Origin of the sequence: Streptomyces sp. NPDC091387 (assembly GCF_044756945.1) — a bacterium.
In the GTDB taxonomy this organism is placed as follows: Bacteria; Actinomycetota; Actinomycetes; order Streptomycetales; family Streptomycetaceae; genus Streptomyces.
Window position 1 is genome coordinate 182,706 of the sequence record NZ_JBIVTZ010000009.1, and the last position, 16,327, is coordinate 199,032.

Consider the following 16,327-nt stretch of genomic DNA (forward strand, 5'->3'; position numbering starts at 1 on the left):
GTCCTGTCTCGTTCAAGCAGGCAACCGTTATGAGCAAGGGGGAGTCGGAAGAGCGTGGATGGATTAGGCGCCTTGCGCAACGGGGCCGCACGCCCCCGGTGGGACCCCCGGGAGTCCCCTTGTATCCCGGTGCTGACCCTCGACGACCGGCTCGTCGATCTGAGCCTGGTGGAGCTGCTCTACGATGCCGATTCAGTGCGGAGTGTGGAAGGCGGCACGCCGGGAGAGAAGGTCGCGGTCATCGAGTTCCTGCTGGCCATCTGCTACGCCTCCGGCACGTATCCGGAGTCGGCAACGCAGTGGCCCGCCTGGGTGGACCAGAAGGACGCGCTCCGACCCGTCGGCGACTGGCTCGCCCAGCGTCCCGAAGAAGAGGTCTGGGACCTGTTCCATCCCGTGGAGCCCCTGGGGCAGAACGCCCTCCTGGCTCCGTTCCTCGACGAACACGGGGCCGGGCCGGCGCAGCTGGTGATCGAGCGGGTCGGGGACTACAACCAGTTCTTCGACCATCACCACTTGGAGCACCCCAGCCCGCTCCCCGTCGCCCAGGCGTTCCGGGCCATGCTCACCCAGCATGTGTACGGTCCGGCCGGACGAGCCAGGATCTCCGGCAAGGAGACGCTCGGCGCCACCATCACCAACCTCGCCGCCACCCGCCTCGGCACCCGGATCCGGGTGCTCGCACTCGGATCCAGCCTCGGGGAGACGCTGCGCCTCAACCTGGCTCCGGTCTCCGGCCCTCCGGGAGAGCTGAACCGTACGTGGACCGCCGGCAAGGAGCGTCGGGGGTTCACGGCCAAACCGAGCGGCCGCGCCGTCACAGGCCCGGCCGACCTGCACAGCTACCTCGGCCGGTCGATCCTGCTCCGTCCGACCCGCGTAGGGGATCACGTGGACCGGGTGCTGCTCGGCGCGGGCGAGCTGCTCAGCCTGACGAACGAGCACCTGCAGGACGCGGTGTATGCCAAGAGGGCCGACGGCACCAGCAAGCCGTTGTGGGCCTCGGCCACGCGGGCCGTCTGGCGACAGGCTCACGCCCTCTACGCGGCCGTCGTCGAGGCACGCTCCGAAGGCGGCGGCAACGACGGTGGCACCCTGTACCGCAGACTCGCGCTCTTCCCGGCCGAGGACGTAGCCCCCGAGCCCGGACAGCAGCCCCCGCGACGCATCGACCTGTGGACGGTCGGGCTCGTGGCCAAGCAGACCACGGCCATCGCATGGGTGGACGGCACCTTCCCGTTCGCCCCCGGCCTGGAGGCCAGGCTGTACCTGGCCTCCTACCGCGGTTCGGACATCGCGGAGTTCGTGGCATCCGCTCTGTCCAAGGCGGCGTACGCGGCCTGGACCGTGGCGTATCCGAACCCTAAACCGGCTGACAAGACGAGCCAGATTGCGCGCTTCGACGCGCGTGGTCAGCACTGGGCAGCGACGCGGGAGGCCTTCGACCTGCTGATGGAGGAAACCACGCTGGGAGAGGACGTCCAGTCTTCCCTCCACGAGTACGCGGCCACTGTCGCCATCGCCGCCCGCAGGTTCCTGGCCGAATGCCTCGACCCTCTGCCGAGGAACTCGCAAGGGGCGAAGGCCCGGGCCGCCGCTCTGAGGCGGTTCGACGACGAGCTCGCCATGCCGAAGGCCCCGGCCGAACTCCGAGAGGAGACTTCATGACCACCACCGGCACAGGTCCCGGCACCAGTGAAAACAGCGCCGCGCTCACGGCCTGGCTCGCCAGCCTTGTCCACAACCACGACTATGCGAGCCTCGCCGAGCTACGGCGTCCGCGTGTCCAACGAGAGCCCCACTTCCGGGCCCTCTGGTACAGCCCCACCGAGGCCCAACGCGAGGTCTACGGCCAGGTCGCCTTCCTGTTCGCCGTCTACCACCAGGGACGGTCGAAGCCGGCCTTCGGGTACGGAAACCTCGGCGAGGCCGCACGCCGCATCGGCAGTGGCACCGGTCGCGGGCCGGACAACCCGGGCGCAGCTCGTCTGGTCGACCGGATCGTGTCCAGCCGTCGCGTTCCCTGGCGGCATCTGCAACACGCCGTCGCACGTCTGCGCGCCTGCGACCAGCAGCCACCGTCCTGGGCCCGGCTCGTCGACGACCTGAACCGCTGGCACGACCGCAAAGCCCGCGTTGCGTACGAATGGAGTGTGGCCTTTCACATGCCTCCAGCCCGCACTCCCGCCGAACGGCCGCCCACCTCCTCGACTGCCGCCGCCTCTCCCCAGAAGGACTCCACCACGTGACCAGCAATGCCTCGTCCACCGGCAGCCAGTTCCTCTCCCTGCACCTCCTGGAGACCCTGGTGGCTGTCCTCCCCGTGCGTGACGAGAACGGCTCGCCGAAGTCGATCGTCTACGGCGGCACCGAACGGCACATGATCACCAGTCAGGCGCGACGGAGGGCCGAGCGCGTCCACACCCGTGACCGTGCCAATGCGGGCCTCGGCGCCCTTGCCGGCCACAGCACCGGTGTCCGGACTCGTGAATGGGCGCTGATCACCGCCCGTGCACTCACCTCCGAGCACGGCTGGGAGGAGGAGGAAGCCGTCCGTACCGCACGCGCCGTCATCGAGGCCACCGGCCTGAAGTTCGGGGACCCCAGCAAGAAATCCGTCGCGAACCTGACCAAGGTGCTGCTGTTCGCCCCCTCGGACGCGGGCACACGGATTGCCGCGCACATCGACGAGCAGGCCGAGTCGGTCCGGTCCTGGACCGAGGAGTACCTGGCAGCGCAGACCGCGGCGGCCGCGGCCAAGGGGAAGAAGGGCGCCCGCAAGAACGGCGGACAGGTAGAGCCGAACGAGGACGAGGCGCCCGCGGCCGATGCCAAGCTGCCCGCGGTGCCGAAGGCAACCCGGGATGCAGTCCTCACCGCGCTCGCCCCGCGCGACGCCATCGACATCGCTCTGTACGGACGTTTCCTCGCCGAGATCGCGGACTCCCCGAACGTCGACGGCGCCGTTCAGAGCAGCCATGCCTTCACCGTGCACGAGGCTGAGCAGGTCGACGACTTCTACGCCGCGGCCGACGACGCGAAGCTCGACCGCAAGAAGAACGCCCTGGACTTCCTCGACGCAGCGGATGACGCCGGCGCTGGCATGACCGGCTACCAGTCCCTGATCACCGGCACCTTCTACCGGCACGCGGTCCTCGACCGCCTGCGGCTGCGCAGGAATCTCCAGGCGGCGGGGATGACCGCTCAGGAGGCCGAGGAAGCGTCCGTGGCGGCCGAGGCCGAGTTCGTCACCGCCTTCGTCGATGCCTTCCCCGAAGCGAAGAGGAACTCGACGGCCTCCACCGGATCGCTGCCGGCCCTGGTTCTCGCCTTCGAGGGCGAGCGCCCGTACAACTACGCGGCTGCCTTCCAGGCTCCCATCGACGAGAACCCTCTAGACAAGGACGGCGAGGGGCCCGCCGGTCCGGCGGCCGTCAGGCGGCTGCTGAAGCACCACGCGTTCGTCAGCAGCCGCCGGCCCGACATCCAGGCCGGGCGCGTCCTCACGTACGACCCTCAGATCAACGAACTCCTCGGCACCCTGAAGGACACCGGCGCCGTGACCGTGGCCTCGGCCGGGGAGCTGACGGCGTGACCACGCATGTTCTGCTCGTGCGGCTCGCCGCTCCCTTGCAGTCCTGGGGGGTGGCGAGCCGGTTCTCTCACCGCGACACACACGTCCGCCCCACCAAGTCGGCGGTCATCGGCATGTGCGCTGCGGCCCTCGGCCGGGATCGGACCGACCCCGTGGACGACCTCGCCGCGCTCGTGTTCGGTGTCCGCGCCGACCACCCGGGGACCCCGGTGCGCGACTACCACACGGTCGGCGCCGGCCGGTTCCCGCTGCGGCCGCGAGACGTCATCACCGACTACCGACGTGCCGCGGCGGTCGCCGCGAGCATGGCAGCGGCAGACGGGCCGGGCTTCGGACACCACGAGCTGGCCGGATGGTACGGGGCTCCGAAGAAGATCACGGCCGACCCTGTGTCCGGGGCTCTCGTCTCGGCCGAGCTGTCGCGCTCAGCGATGATCACGGAGCGCTGGTATCTGTCGGACGCGGCGTTCGTCGTCGGGCTCGAGCACCAGGACCGAGCGCTGCTGGAGGACATCGCGTACGCCCTGGAGCACCCGAAGCGGCTGCTGTGGCTCGGCCGGAAGTCCTGCCCGCCCTCGGGGACCCTGGCCGCGGAGATCCTGCCCGGCACCATCGCCACCGCCTTCGCCTCCAAGCTCCTGCTCCCTGGCCCGGACGGGCCCGACTCCTCGGACCGGCGACCCTGGGCATGGGTCCAGGTGCCGTCGGGCACGCGCGGGGCGTTGCAGGTGACCGACCAGCCGGTCAGCTTCGACCCGGCCCACCGGGCTCACGTCACGCGCTGGGAGATCCGTACGCGCATCACCATCGCACCGACCGCAACCGGATGGGACATCATCCCGTGAACAGCACACGGGCCTCGACGGCCCGCTTCGTCGCCACCCACTCCGTCCTCTCGCTGAACGCCCGCCACCCCCTGGTCGCGAAGTCCCTGGTCGATGCCCAGGAGATGCACCGCACTGTCATGAGCGGCTTCCGCGGCTGGGTCGAGGACGGCGTGCCGGAGGCGCGCGCCCAGATGGGTGTCCTGTCGACCTGGTCGGTGGACCTCAAGGCAGCGGCCCTTGTCCTGGTCGTGCAGTCCAGGATCCCGGGTGACTGGGCCCGTATACCGCGGGAGGCCTTCACCGCCGCCCCGTACATCATCACCGTCGACCGCACCTTCAAAGCGGGCGAGGTCTTCGGCTTCCGTACGGTCGTCAACCCCACCCGTAGCAGGCCGTCGGGGAAGCCCGCCTCGGAGAAGGCCCGTGGCATACGGACCGCTCACACCACGCCGGAACACGTAAAGCGTTGGTTCTCACGGCGTCTCCAGGCCGATGGGGACCCGGCGAACGCCGAGGACGGCGTCGCCCGCATCGGCGCCACCGCCGACCCCGACGCCCTGGGGATCCGTATGCTGCCGACGGTCTCAAGCGCCCACCGGAGCAAGCAGGTCCGTATCGGCCGCGCCGAGATCCGCGGCTCCCTGACCGTCACCGACCCGGAAACCCTGGTAGGAGTCCTGTCGAACGGCGTCGGCCATGCACGCGCGTACAGCTGCGGACTGGTGCTGGCCCGCTGAGTGGAATATCGGCGGGCGTCCTGTGGAGCCGGATCGGATCCGGCTCCACAGGACGGCGTACAACGATGCGTCGTCATCCGCGCAGGGGCGCCAGCTGCCAGCAGATGGCGCGCGTTGGCGGAAACCATCCCCGCAAACGCGGGGCCCATTGAGGAGTTGCTCCTAACGGGGGCCATCCCCGCACAGGCGGGAAACATCAATAGCGGCCGAGAGTAGGCCCTATGGCCCCGCCGAGACCAGACCCACAGGTGTCACTGCTTCTCGCCACGACGCATCAGGATCGCCAGCGTCGCCCGGGCGTCGCGCCGGCGCTGCGAGTTACGGAAGAGAACGGATGACGCCGCCACCGTGACAACCGCTCCCGTGTAGGCGAGGCCGGTCGCCGCGGAAAGGGTGGCGGCCTCCTGGAACACGGACTCCAAAGCAGTCAGAAGAACGGACATGCGGATCCCCCTCAGGGTCGTCGCCCGATGGTCTTCTCCGCCGGGCGCGGTCCCCTAGGTATCCGCCTTCCGTACAGCGTCCGGCGATGTCCGAAAGCATGAACCAGCGGCGTTTACACAGGTCAAGGGAGGAAGGAAAATGCGTCCGGAGAAGTCTTCCGCAGGCAGTGGGCCGAGCGGTGCCGGAGAGGCGCCGACCTTCATGAGCAAGCTGAAGGCGTTGTACGAAGCCGCCGGCGGCCATGACGAACTGGGGTACCCACCCCTGATCAACCTTGCCAAGAAGCACGGCTTCAAGGTTTCCAAGTCGAGTCTTGGTGACTGGTTCAGCAAAGCGCCCCCGAAGGAGCCGAAGCACGTCGAGTACGTCATGAAGGCGCTGATCCCGTGCCTGGAGGACCGCGCGGCGCAACGTTCACCGGGCCACCGCAAAACGGCTGAGGGTGCATGGGGGCGTTGGCTGAGAGCAGCGCAGGATGTCAGCAGTGGCGGACAAGGGGGCCGCGGCCCACGAGTGCACGCAGCGTCCCGGGGACGTCTACTGAGTGGGCCTTCCCACGCCCTCCTGGACGTCCTTCCCGGTGATCTCGAAGATCGGGAGGAGGAAGTGGCGGAGCTGCAGGCCTTCGTCACGGCCCCCGACGGCGCGCCCTCCTACCTGTGGTGGCAAGCGGGCCCTTGGGCGGGGAAGACCGCTCTGGTGGCCTGGTTCGCCACCCAGGCGTTGCCCACCGGGGTGGACGTCGCGCATTACGTCATCGCGGGACGCCTTGGCACCAACCGCCGCGACGGCTTCGTACAGACGATCGGGACGCAACTGGCGGCTGCGGCAGGAAACCGACGTCGCCCTGCTCTGGACCTGAAGAAGCCGAACCTCGAACCGCTGTACAAGGCAGCGGCTCGTGAGTGCGTGGGGCGCCATCGACGCCTGGTAATGATCATCGACGGGCTCGACGAGGACGCGGACGTGAACCTCGACGAGCCGGGCATCGCCGGGCTGTTACCGAAGGTCCCCCCGTGCGGCATGCGTGTCATCGTCACCGGGCGGCCCCACCCGCGCGTTCCGGTGAAGCTGGCGCCGGACCACCCCCTGCGGGATCCCGCCATCGTTCGATGGCTGACCGACTCCCCCGCTGCACGGGTCATCCGGGACGCCGCCATGGCAGAGCTGCGTACCCTGCTCGACGACCGCGACATCGGCCGGCGCCTCCTGGGGCTGCTCGTCGCCGCGCGAGGCGCGCTCACCGCCTCGGACCTGGGCGAACTCCTCGACATCACGCCGCACGACGTGCAGGAGAGACTCCGTACAGTGGTCGCCCGATCCATGGCACCGACCCGCACCGACCTCCTCCCTCTGGATGTAAGGACAGCGGCTGAGGCCGAAGCCGGCAGGCAGACTTTCGTGCTGGCCCACAGCACGCTCCACGCAACTGCCTCCGAGGAGCTGGGGAGGCGTTTCCTCAGCGAACGTACCCACGAACTGGACCGATGGGCCCAGCAGTATCGGGAGGAGGGCTGGCCCGAGGACACCCCGAACTATCTCCTCACCGGCTACGCCCGGCTGCTGCACGAGAAGCGACGCACCAAGGAGCTCACGGCCCTTGTCCTCGACCCTCAGCGCCAGCTCCGCCTCGCTCAACGCTCCGGGCCCGATGTCGCACTCGCGCAGCTCGACCTCATCACTTCCTCCGTCAGGGACGACTCGGCGCCGCTGGACGTGGCCGAGGCGGCAGCAGCTGCCGCCTCTCGGGAGATGTTGCTGGCCCACGTACAACCTCTGCCGGCCTCCGTGGCGCGGGCCATCGCCCGGCTCGACGACGCGCAACGGGCCCGCGCCCTGGCGGGCGCGTCGGGGAACGCCGTCGACAAGGCCCTGAACCTGACCGGCGTGGCACGCGTACTGCTGGCGATGGACGACGAGCAGGCCGCCGCCACTGCCCGTGAGGCGGGCGAGTGGGCACGTGTGGCACTGCGGGAAGCAGACCGACTCGGCCACGCCGCAGACGAAGCGGAAGCCGCAGCAGCGCAAGCGGCCCTCGCGCTGCTGGAGACGGCCCGAGGGCGGGGCAGGAGCGGCGACCTCCGGCACGGGTACGAGGACGGCCTCGATCTGCTCCGCTCCACACACGGCACGAGTACGGACCGCAACGAGGCCCGGGCGCAGGCCGCCCGCCTGCTGGCACCTGACCACCCGGAGCTCGCGGCAGAACTCCTGGACGAGCTGGAAGAGCAGGCTGAGACACTCGGCGCCGAAGACCCGGCCGAGGGTGGCGTCGCAGCCGGAGCCGTTCAGCTCTGGCAGACGGTGGTATCCGTGGCCCCTGATCGAGCGGACCGTCTCCACGACCGCGTCCTGGCGCACGCGGCTGAGGTGTGGCAGGACGCGCCGACCTTGGAGAACGTCTCCGTGATCGCTGTCGCCGCCTCGTTCGTGGCGCACGATCGGCCAGCGCAGGCCGAGCAGCTCGTGGCCACGGCGTGCCAGCACCTTGAGCGCACGCTGCACGCGGACGCCGGTCTGCCTTCGGCAGCGGATGCCTTTCATATCGAATTCGGCTTCCGGCACACGCTGACCAGGCTCTCCCAGGCCGTCGCCGATGTCGGGGCAACACCGGAAACAGCGGCACGTGTGCTGGAGCTCGGGCAACGCGCCCTACCTCTGGAGGTGGCAGACCAGCCGGAAGCGTCTGCCCCCGACGAGGATGAAGACCACGCCTTCACCGAGGCCCGAGCATGCGCCGACCAGGCCTTCCAACTCGCCGATCGCGGCGCCGTCAACGACGCCGAACACCACCTGGAGCAGGCGCTGGCCCTCCTGCCCACGGCTGGTCCTGGAATGGACCGCAGTCCCGCGTGGCTGCCGGACCTGGCGGGTGCGCTGATCCGTACGGATGCGGCCTCCAGTCTTGAGCCACTGCTGGAACTGGTGCAGCACCCGGCCGACAGGGTGCGCATACACGCTGCCGCGGCGCTGGCTACTGCGGATTCGCTCGAGCCGGCCACAGCGCGCCACCACGCACGGGAAGCAGCACGTGCGGCTGCCTCCGCGACCGCGTCCGACGCGAGCTGGGCCTATGCTGCGCAGGCGCTGGCGTGTGCAGGTGAGGTGGAGCCCTCCCTGGACCTCATCGCGCAGCACAAGCGGCCGGACCGTGCGGGCAGGCGAGCCGCTTGGCGAAAGGCGGACCAGGCAGCGCGCATCGCAGTCGCCGCAGAACTCTCGACGCACGACCCTGAAGCGGCGGGCGAACTGATCCATCCACTGCTGAAGCGCCTGGACGCCGCACGGCATGCGATCCACAGCGAAGGCCCGCTGACCTCACTGGCAGAGCTCCTCCCGGCTACTGCCCACCTGCCCTCTGCACAGCAGTCGCTCTTCGACGCGGTGATGGAAAGGGCGCGTGAGCAAGTAGCGCGAAGTAGCCCACAGTCCTGGCATCCCGAAAGTGTCCTCTTGGACGCCTTCTTGCGCATCGGTGCCGGAGAAGAACCCGCCCGGCAGCTGGATTGGCTGGCAGGAGACCTGGACAACCGCGGGAGCAGGCACTTTCCCACTGCCCCTCTAGCAGTGCTTCACGCGGCTCTACGCGACACGGCCACCGCCCAGCGGGTGGCCGCGCTCCCCGCTGCCCCGCACCAGAGGGCGGCGGCACTGACCGCAGTGGCATCACACCTCGCCCGCGTCCCCTCCCGCCCGTGCCCCGTCCCTGACTCCATCGGCACAGACCGCTTCACCCACGCCATCCAGCACCTGGCACTGAAGGTGACCCCAGCCACCCGCCCCGACAACGAGGCGCCCATCAAACTTCTCCACCACGCCCTAGCTACCGCCGGCTGGCATCACGCGATCCCAGTTCTGGCTCGTCTCGCCCCTGAAGCGGTTGCCGCCGTCCGAGACATCGTCATGGTCCACCTACGCGCATCGCACGTCTCCCCGAACCTGATGGCCTGACCGCGTCGCGAACCTCTGAATGACCGCGCTACCGCCCGGCGATCGATTCGGCCGTCTGAGGGCAGCGATGGTGCAGTGCAAGAACCAGGGTTGCCCCAGCGGTGCCAGAATCCTGGTCGTGTAGAGCCCGAAGGCCCGCGGACCGTCCCAGCGGCTGCAGGGAACACCTGAATGCATTTCGCGTGAAAACGCCGAGGCAGGGGACATCCCTGCGGGCGCGGGGAGTGCGCATGGGGCGAGGCACGCATGGACGCCATGTGAGGGCCATCCCCTGACGCGCAGGGGGCGCTGGCTCACTGGCGATCCCGCCGAGGCGGGATCGCCCCTGCAGGCGCGGGGAACACAACTGGGCTGGGCTGGGCTGGAGTAGCCGATCCAGTAGGGACCATCCCCGCATGTGCGGGGAGCACGGCACCATGGTCATCGTCACCACGGCGACCCGGGGACCATCCCCGCACGCGCGGGAAGCACTCCCACCGGTACATGTCCCGGTAGTCCATCGGGGGAACATCCCCGCACGCGCGGGAAGCGCTCTTGCTGAACTGGGAGTTTGTCACCCGAGAGAGCCATTCCGCATGACTTTCACCGACTCCGACAAACCGCGCTTCTCAACCACAAAACCCAAACCACCCCACGTACCCGACAGGTCATACCGCAGCCCTCGACGCCCGAGGCGCAGCAGTCGCTGGCGGCGGTGCTGCGACTCGCGGCTGTGGGGCCACGGCCGCTGCGCGAGCAGGCTGGGAACGCATGGTTGACCAACTTCCCCGTTGTCGGCAAGGTGACCGGCCCCGGGGACCATGCGACGGAGAGGTCGCCACGCGCTGCGCCTCAAGTGCCGCTTCTTCCCTCCGCATCAGTTCGCCGGTCAGTTCGATTGCCCACGGACGCGATCGTAAGCGAGCGTCACCGAGGGTCGCCTCATCGGCGCTCTGTCGGATCCCTCCCCCACCTGTTTAGGCTCCCTGCCATGACCGACTACGTGCAGGTGTCGACGGCCACCGAGACGAAGCAGCAGGCAGTGGACCTTGCGGGGCCTGCAGTTCAGCGTCGCCTTGCCGCAGGTGCGCAGATCATCGGGCCGGTCACCAGCGTTTTCTGGCACCTCGGCGCCTACGGCACCGGCGAGGAGTGGCAGCTTCTCCTCAAGACGTCCGCGGACCGGTACCCGGAGCTGGAGGCAGATCTTCTCGAACGTCACCCGTGGGACAACCCTGAGGTGTACGCGATCCCGATCACAGCGGGCGCTGAGCAGTGCCTGAAGTGGATCCGGGACTCAGTCGAGACTCCCTAGCCTGCCGTCCGCTCCAGGAGGTCGCGGACGGCAGCGATACCCGCGTGAGGCCGTAGCCGGTCGAGCAGTGGGGTGATCCGCTGTCGCGGTCGGGTGGACGCCACGCCAGTTGCGAGTCCGAGCGCGCGGCGCACGGTCTCAGCTGCTTGCTCTACCTCACCGGCCATGAGATAGGCGTCGGCGAGCCACGACAGGTACAGTGCTTTGTCGCGAGCGTGGTCGTCGGTGAAGCGGTCGAGTGCGGCGGTGAGGACGGGAACCGCGCGCAGTGGGCGGCGGAGTTCTGTCCAGCAGCGGCCGGTCATGATGTCGAGTTCGTTGTGGTCGACCCAGGTGGACCACCCGGGCTGAGGCTCGCCGGCCTGCGCGTCGTCGAGGTCCTGGCGGGCGGCGGCGAGGGCTTGCTCCGTGCCGCCCGCGTCGCCCGTGACGGCGCAGGCCCAGGCCAGCCGCTCGTGCAGGAGTGCGCGGACCGTCGCCGGCGTCCGGTCGGTGATGGTCGCGCAGGAGTCCTGCGCGAAAGCGGCGGCGGTACGTCGGTCGTCTGCGAGGGTCTTGTAGGCGAGGAAGGCCAGGCTGTTGCCGTAGAGGTCGGAGTCCTGCGCGTCCTGCGCCGCGAGGGTTGTGGTAAGAGGACTTGTGTACTGCTTTACTGCCGCACTCCCCGCAGTACACAACCCCGTACAGAGGTGACGTGCCGTTGACTCGGCGCACTGTGGTCCGGCTGCGCGCTTCAACCGCAGCTTGGAGCGCCTGCCACTCGTCATCAGTGAAGATGGGGTCAGCCACCCGTACCGGCTGACCCTGACCGTCGTACAGAACTTCACCCTTGTGCTTCTTGCTGCCGAGCAGCGCGGGGTCAGACAGCAGAGCCTTGATGGTTGCCTCACTCCACTGCTCCGGTACGCCTTCTGCTGCGCCACGGCGATGGACAGGCTTGCCCTTGCGGATACGTGCCCTGCCCCGTGCTGTGTGCTCGCCCTTCTCGTTCAGAGCCTTGGCCACAGAGAAGAAGTACTGGCCGGCAAGGATCTGACGTCGCATCTCCTGCAACACCTTGACCATGGCAGGGTCCTGCTCCAGGTAGGTGGCTGTCTTGCCATCTGCATACCGGGCTACAGGGCGATAGCCGAACGGAGGGATGCCGCCTGTAGCTGCGTGTTTCTCGTCCGGCGGACAACTCGCCTCGCTCGGGCATGAATCCGTGCGGCGGGGTACACGAGTGACACGCCCGGACGGAACCTCGTCCGGTACACGGACCGAAAGGGATGGTGAGTGTGCAGCACAGCAAAGGGCAGACCGAGAACCGACAGGAGTGGTGAGGATGACCACCGTCGTAATCATTGTCGCGGTCGTCCTGGTGGTGGCCGCGGGACTCTTCTTCGCCTTCGGCCGGCAGCCGGGCGAGCGCGGTCTGCAGCGCCGCTTCGGACCCGAGTACGACCGGACGGTCGCCCGTCACGACGGCGACGTCAAGGCCGCTCGGCACGAGTTGAGCGAGCGGTTGAAGCGTCACCGCTCCCTCGATGAGCGTCCGCTGTCACCCGAGGACCGTGCGCGGTACACCGAGCGCTGGACCGAGACCCAGGGCCGGTTCGTCGATGAGCCGCACCAGGCGGTCACCGAGGCCGACGCCCTCCTCGCCGAGCTGGCACGCGAGAGGGGATTCCCCGACGGCAGCGACTTCGAGGAGCAGACCGCCGCCCTCTCCGTCCACCATGCCGAGCACATCAACGGCTACCGCCGGGTCCACTCCGTGAAGCGGGGCGACAGCGGCACGGAGGAGATGCGGGAGGCCATGATCGAGGCTCGCGGCCTCTTCGACGTCCTGGTCTCCACCGGTACGCAGAGCCCGGTCCACCGGGACCGGCACCACGCGGAAGGAAGTGGCACGTCATGACGTACGACACCGAACGCACATCCTCGTTCCCCACCGAATCACCGGAAGCCGCCGAGCAGACGCCGGTATCCCCCGACCGGGCGGCCGAGCGGGCACCGGTCATTCCTGAACCGGCCGTCGAGCAGCCTCCGGTAGCCCCTGAGCGGGCCGCCGCATCCGCCGCCTCGGCCGCCGCCTCAGCGAACCGGCCGCTCTTCCCGGAGAGCGATCAGGAGCAGCTGGCCCTGCGGCTCCAGCATGCGGTGACCGAATTCGTCGAGAGCCCCCTGCGAGCGGTCGAGGAAGCCGAAAGCGTCTTCGACACGGCCGTCGACGGCCTCGCGAGCGCCCTCAAGGAGCGCCGGCGCGAGATGAACGCGCAGCAGCAGGGCGAGGAATCCGAGACCCGGACCGAGGAACTGCGGATCACTCTGCAGCAGTACCGCGATCTCACCGAACGGCTGCTGAACGTCTGAGGCGTGTGGTCACGGACCGACGTCGGCGACATGTTCCGCGACGCGCCGGCCCGCACGGCACCACGCCGCTCCCGGTCAGTGCGCGTGCCCGTCGGGGGCCGGGGACCGCTCCCGGCCCGCGTCCGGCCCGGCCTGCTTCCCCGCGTCGACCGTGAACACGGCGGTGTGCACCTTGCCGCCGTGCCGGAAGTCCAGGAACAGCCGGTACGTGCCGCCACTGGGGGCCGTCGCCGCGAAGGAGACAGCCGGGCCCGGACCGCCGTCGACGGGATGCACATGCAGGTAGGCGAGGTCGCCTGAGCGCAGGGCGACGAGATGCCCGTACGCGCCGAGATAGGGCTGGAGGTCGGTGACGGGCCTGCCGTTCCTGCTGACGGTGAGCTTGAGATCGCTTTCCCGTCCGGCCTTCAGCCCGCCGTCGAGTTCCACCCGGTAGCCGTCGGTCACGGCGGTGGCGCGCGCGGCGGGCAGGGCCTTCGGCCGGTAGTCGCCGGAGACCGCGAGGTCGGCGCCGAGGACGAGGTTGCGGGCACCTTCGGCCGCCGGGGTGAAATCGGCGAACGCCCGGTAGTCACCGGCGGCCGGAAGATCGGCCGGGACGGACCAGGTGCCGTCGGCCGCGCGGACGGGATGCAGATGCCGGTACGTGCCGAGGTCGCGCGAGGCCAGGATGAAGTGCAGTTCCTTGCCGTGTTCGCGCTGGTAGGCGGTGACCTGGCGACCGGTGGCGTCCTCGACGACGGCGAACCGTATCCCCGTGCGGGCCCCGGCATCGACCACAGGCGTCTGGAGCTCCAGCGTGTAGCCCCCGTCGGAGGCCTCCAGCCCGCCCGCCGGAGCTGCCGCCGCCCCGGCGGCCCCCTCCTGTTCCATACCGTGCCCGCCGTGTTCCGGCGCGGGTCGCGCTTCGGCGGCGACCAGCGGGTCGACACCGTTGCCGACTCCGTAGGCGACGCCGAAGGTCGCGGCGAGCGCGGCGGCGTAGGCGGTGATCTTCAATCCGTTGTTCATGGCGCTCTCCTCCGGGAAACAGCCGCTTCGAATGCACCCCAACATACCCCCTAGGGGTATCAAGTCAACCCGGAGGCGGACGGAGAACGGAGTGCGGTCACCAGAAGGCGGAGAGCGGGACGGAAGACGGCGGGAGCGCAGCTAGGCGGGGGCCACGAGTTCGGTGCGCAGCCGCCGCAGGACCGCTTCGGGGATGCGCAGCCCGTCGCGCACATACCCGTCGAGCCCTCCCCACCGCTCATCCATGGCGTCCAGCGCCGTGTCGAGGTAGCGGGGACGGACCTCGATGATCGCGGACGCGATCTCCGGATCGCCTCCGGCGTCGAGGAAGTTCTGCACGTACGGCCGGAAGGCGACCCGCACCACCGGGTTCACCGCGAGGTACTCGATCCTCACCACGTCCCGCGAGGCGCCCAGCAGGAGCAGCAGCAGGGCGGCCGCCCAGCCCGTGCGGTCCTTGCCCGCGGTGCAGTGGAAGAGCACCGGGCACGCCGCCCCGTCGGCGACCGTGTCGACGAACGCCCGGTACGCGGCCCCGGCGCGCGGCGAGAGCACCATCTGCCGGTACGTCTCCGCGAACACCTCCTCGGCCTTTCCGTCGCCGAGGAGCCGCTCCGCCTCGACCGTGTCGGAGAGCAGGGCCCGGAGCCGGGCGGGCGCCACGCCCGGGTTGTCCCCGAGCACGTCGGCGACGAACAGCCGGGCCCCGGGCGGCAGGCGGTCGGGGGCCGACGCGCGCTCGTCCGCGGTCCGCAGATCGACGACCGTGCGGACACCGAGCGCCGCCAGCGTGGCGTCGTCCGCCGGATCGAGCCCGCTGAGCTGGCCGGAGCGCATCACCCGGCCCGGCCGGACCTGACGGCCGCATTCCAGGGCGATGCCGCCCAGGTCGCGCAGATTGAGAACGGAGACTGCCGGGACGGCCCTGACGGTTTGCACGATGAACTTCCTCTTTTCCCGACACGTATCCGAATTGATATCGGCTTGGCCGGATCAAAAGTCGCATGAGGTCGAGAAATCGACAAAGGAAAACGCCGGGGATGACCGGTCGAGCACGCCGGTACACAAAGAAGCAGGGGCGAGGCGTCACCACTGCACCGTCGGCCCGCGGCTCCAACAACGGGAAAGGGCGGGAGCGGAATCGTGGCAGGGTCCGCACGGATGTCCTGTCCGGCGCCCCGGCCGGTCGAGTACACACTCCGGGACCGACCGTGGGTCAATGCGCCGCACACACCCGTGACCGGCGGGCGGGGAATGTGTGCGTCGGTTCCGTCGGGGCGGCCGCGGTCATTCCGCCAGAAGCCTGTTCTTCTGCGTCGCGAACTCGGCGTCCGTGAGGATTCCCTGTTTCTTCAGCGCACCCAGTCGCTCCAGCTGGCCGATCAGATCATCCGGAGACGGCTCGGGGGCCTGCTGCTGAGGCTCGGCAGCCTGTCCCGCGTCCCGCTCGCCGGACTTCGCCTGTTGACACTGCTGAACCCGGCCGCTGACCGCAGAGGCGGTGCCCGCGACGACGGCCGTGCGCGCCGCCACGCCGAGCAGGCCGGGCCCGCGGCGGTTCATTCCGGCTCCTCGAAAAATCGGCATGTCGTACGCCCTTCCGGTGCGGGTGCGGTCTCAGCGGGTGGAACCGGCGGCGGACAGGGCCGCCTCCGCGACCTCGGCGGGGATCCGGTCATGCGCGACGAGTTGTCCGCCCGACACGCGGACGGCCTCGGTGAGCGGTACCGCCCAGAGGTCCTCCCACACGATCAGCGCCGCGGAACTCCCCGGAGGCACGCTCTCGCCCAGCTGCCGGATGTCGTCGTCGTTCAGCATCCCGGTGACCTCACCCTCGACCGGCTCGAACGAGACGAGGTCGTCGGGGTCGAGATCGTCCAGCTCTACGGTCTCGACCGTGCCGTCGTCGGCCCGGCACACAAAGGTCAGGTCGATGATGCGCACCGCCTTCGACGCGACCGCGTCGGCCGGCGCCGGGGCGATCGCGCCGGTGGACCGGCTGCCGGGGAAGGCCACGACGAGGTACTCCACAGGTCCCACTGCCACGGGATGTCCTCTCCGGAGGGATGGATTGCCAGCAGCATAACTTCGGTCATTTACTGCCGCACTGCGG

Annotated in this window: 15 protein-coding genes and 1 pseudogene; 9 read left to right on the forward strand and 7 right to left on the reverse strand. The window is 69.5% G+C overall.

All coding sequences use genetic code 11. From position 1 onward, the window contains the following. Positions 1-129: 129 nt before the first annotated feature. Genes ACIQM0_RS20155 through ACIQM0_RS20175 form a run of 5 tightly spaced genes read left to right on the forward strand, consistent with a single transcriptional unit; the run spans position 130 to position 5,159 of the window. Positions 130-1,668: a type I-E CRISPR-associated protein Cse1/CasA gene (locus tag ACIQM0_RS20155; protein WP_401288412.1), complete on the forward strand. Its 1,539-nt coding sequence runs from the start codon at positions 130-132 to the stop codon at positions 1,666-1,668. Next, positions 1,665-2,249: a type I-E CRISPR-associated protein Cse2/CasB gene (gene casB, locus ACIQM0_RS20160; RefSeq protein ID WP_401288414.1), complete on the forward strand. Its 585-nt coding sequence runs from the start codon at positions 1,665-1,667 to the stop codon at positions 2,247-2,249. The genes ACIQM0_RS20155 and casB overlap by 4 nt, the downstream gene beginning before the upstream one ends. Next, on the forward strand, positions 2,246-3,595 hold the full coding sequence (locus ACIQM0_RS20165; protein WP_401288416.1) for a type I-E CRISPR-associated protein Cas7/Cse4/CasC: 1,350 nt from the start codon (positions 2,246-2,248) through the stop codon (positions 3,593-3,595). The genes casB and ACIQM0_RS20165 overlap by 4 nt, the downstream gene beginning before the upstream one ends. Then, positions 3,592-4,440 carry a type I-E CRISPR-associated protein Cas5/CasD gene (gene cas5e / locus ACIQM0_RS20170; protein WP_401288418.1) on the forward strand — a complete coding sequence of 283 codons (849 nt, stop codon included), beginning with the start codon at positions 3,592-3,594 and terminating at the stop codon, positions 4,438-4,440. The genes ACIQM0_RS20165 and cas5e overlap by 4 nt, the downstream gene beginning before the upstream one ends. Next, positions 4,437-5,159: a type I-E CRISPR-associated protein Cas6/Cse3/CasE gene (locus ACIQM0_RS20175; RefSeq protein WP_401288421.1), complete on the forward strand. Its 723-nt coding sequence runs from the start codon at positions 4,437-4,439 to the stop codon at positions 5,157-5,159. The genes cas5e and ACIQM0_RS20175 overlap by 4 nt, the downstream gene beginning before the upstream one ends. A 251-nt stretch (positions 5,160-5,410) precedes the next feature. On the opposite strand, the gene ACIQM0_RS20180 is transcribed toward ACIQM0_RS20175, so the two are convergent. After that, the gene (locus ACIQM0_RS20180) at positions 5,411-5,602 is read right to left on the reverse strand and encodes a hypothetical protein (protein WP_401288424.1); all 192 of its coding nucleotides are present in this window, start codon (positions 5,600-5,602) and stop codon (positions 5,411-5,413) included. Between the two features lie 202 nt (positions 5,603-5,804). Between ACIQM0_RS20180 and ACIQM0_RS20185 the strand changes: the two genes are divergently transcribed. Continuing rightward, positions 5,805-9,554, forward strand: a complete 3,750-nt coding sequence (locus ACIQM0_RS20185; protein WP_401288427.1) for a hypothetical protein — start codon at positions 5,805-5,807, stop codon at positions 9,552-9,554. Between the two features lie 970 nt (positions 9,555-10,524). Further along, complete coding sequence (cutA, locus tag ACIQM0_RS20190; protein WP_401288429.1) at positions 10,525-10,848, forward strand: divalent-cation tolerance protein CutA; 324 nt, start codon at positions 10,525-10,527, stop codon at positions 10,846-10,848. On the opposite strand, the gene ACIQM0_RS20195 is transcribed toward cutA, so the two are convergent. Next, positions 10,845-11,525: a hypothetical protein gene (locus tag ACIQM0_RS20195; protein ID WP_401288432.1), complete on the reverse strand. Its 681-nt coding sequence runs from the start codon at positions 11,523-11,525 to the stop codon at positions 10,845-10,847. The genes cutA and ACIQM0_RS20195 overlap by 4 nt on opposite strands. A 64-nt stretch (positions 11,526-11,589) precedes the next feature. Continuing rightward, positions 11,590-12,192 (reverse strand): annotated as a pseudogene (locus ACIQM0_RS20200) (recombinase family protein); the annotation flags it as partial. On the opposite strand from ACIQM0_RS20200, the gene ACIQM0_RS20205 reads away from it, so the two are divergent. Continuing rightward, positions 12,173-12,748 (forward strand): hypothetical protein, encoded by a 576-nt coding sequence (locus ACIQM0_RS20205; RefSeq protein ID WP_363021819.1) that lies wholly within the window; start codon positions 12,173-12,175, stop codon positions 12,746-12,748. The pseudogene ACIQM0_RS20200 and the gene ACIQM0_RS20205 sit on opposite strands and share 20 nt — an antisense overlap. Then, on the forward strand, positions 12,745-13,203 hold the full coding sequence (locus ACIQM0_RS20210) for a hypothetical protein (RefSeq protein ID WP_401288434.1): 459 nt from the start codon (positions 12,745-12,747) through the stop codon (positions 13,201-13,203). Before ACIQM0_RS20205 ends, ACIQM0_RS20210 begins: the two co-directional genes overlap by 4 nt. A gap of 75 nt (positions 13,204-13,278) precedes the next feature. Here the strand turns inward: ACIQM0_RS20210 and ACIQM0_RS20215 are convergent, their stop codons facing one another. The 4 genes from ACIQM0_RS20215 to ACIQM0_RS20230 all read right to left on the reverse strand — a co-directional run bounded on the left by ACIQM0_RS20215 (position 13,279) and on the right by ACIQM0_RS20230 (position 16,260). After that, a complete protein-coding gene (locus tag ACIQM0_RS20215; protein WP_401288436.1) occupies positions 13,279-14,214 on the reverse strand; it encodes a hypothetical protein in 936 nt (311 codons plus the stop codon). Between the two features lie 141 nt (positions 14,215-14,355). Further along, positions 14,356-15,153, reverse strand: coding sequence for a tyrosine-protein phosphatase (locus ACIQM0_RS20220; RefSeq protein ID WP_401288439.1), 798 nt, complete (start codon positions 15,151-15,153; stop codon positions 14,356-14,358). Between the two features lie 348 nt (positions 15,154-15,501). Beyond that, complete coding sequence (locus tag ACIQM0_RS20225; RefSeq protein WP_401288441.1) at positions 15,502-15,777, reverse strand: SHOCT domain-containing protein; 276 nt, start codon at positions 15,775-15,777, stop codon at positions 15,502-15,504. A gap of 54 nt (positions 15,778-15,831) precedes the next feature. Next, positions 15,832-16,260: a DUF6325 family protein gene (locus ACIQM0_RS20230; protein ID WP_401288444.1), complete on the reverse strand. Its 429-nt coding sequence runs from the start codon at positions 16,258-16,260 to the stop codon at positions 15,832-15,834. Between the last annotated feature and the right edge of the window lie 67 nt (positions 16,261-16,327).

What these genes read in the sequence shown, in the direction of transcription:
- casB (WP_401288414.1), top strand. Translation starts at nt 1,665, where the DNA reads ATGACCACCACCGGCACAGGTCCCGGCACCAGTGAAAACAGCGCCGCG.
- ACIQM0_RS20180 (WP_401288424.1), bottom strand. Translation starts at nt 5,602, where the DNA reads ATGTCCGTTCTTCTGACTGCTTTGGAGTCCGTGTTCCAGGAGGCCGCC.
- ACIQM0_RS20185 (WP_401288427.1), top strand. Translation starts at nt 5,805, where the DNA reads ATGAGCAAGCTGAAGGCGTTGTACGAAGCCGCCGGCGGCCATGACGAA.
- cutA (WP_401288429.1), top strand. Translation starts at nt 10,525, where the DNA reads ATGACCGACTACGTGCAGGTGTCGACGGCCACCGAGACGAAGCAGCAG.
- ACIQM0_RS20205 (WP_363021819.1), top strand. Translation starts at nt 12,173, where the DNA reads ATGACCACCGTCGTAATCATTGTCGCGGTCGTCCTGGTGGTGGCCGCG.
- ACIQM0_RS20210 (WP_401288434.1), top strand. Translation starts at nt 12,745, where the DNA reads ATGACGTACGACACCGAACGCACATCCTCGTTCCCCACCGAATCACCG.
- ACIQM0_RS20215 (WP_401288436.1), bottom strand. Translation starts at nt 14,214, where the DNA reads ATGAACAACGGATTGAAGATCACCGCCTACGCCGCCGCGCTCGCCGCG.
- ACIQM0_RS20225 (WP_401288441.1), bottom strand. Translation starts at nt 15,777, where the DNA reads ATGAACCGCCGCGGGCCCGGCCTGCTCGGCGTGGCGGCGCGCACGGCC.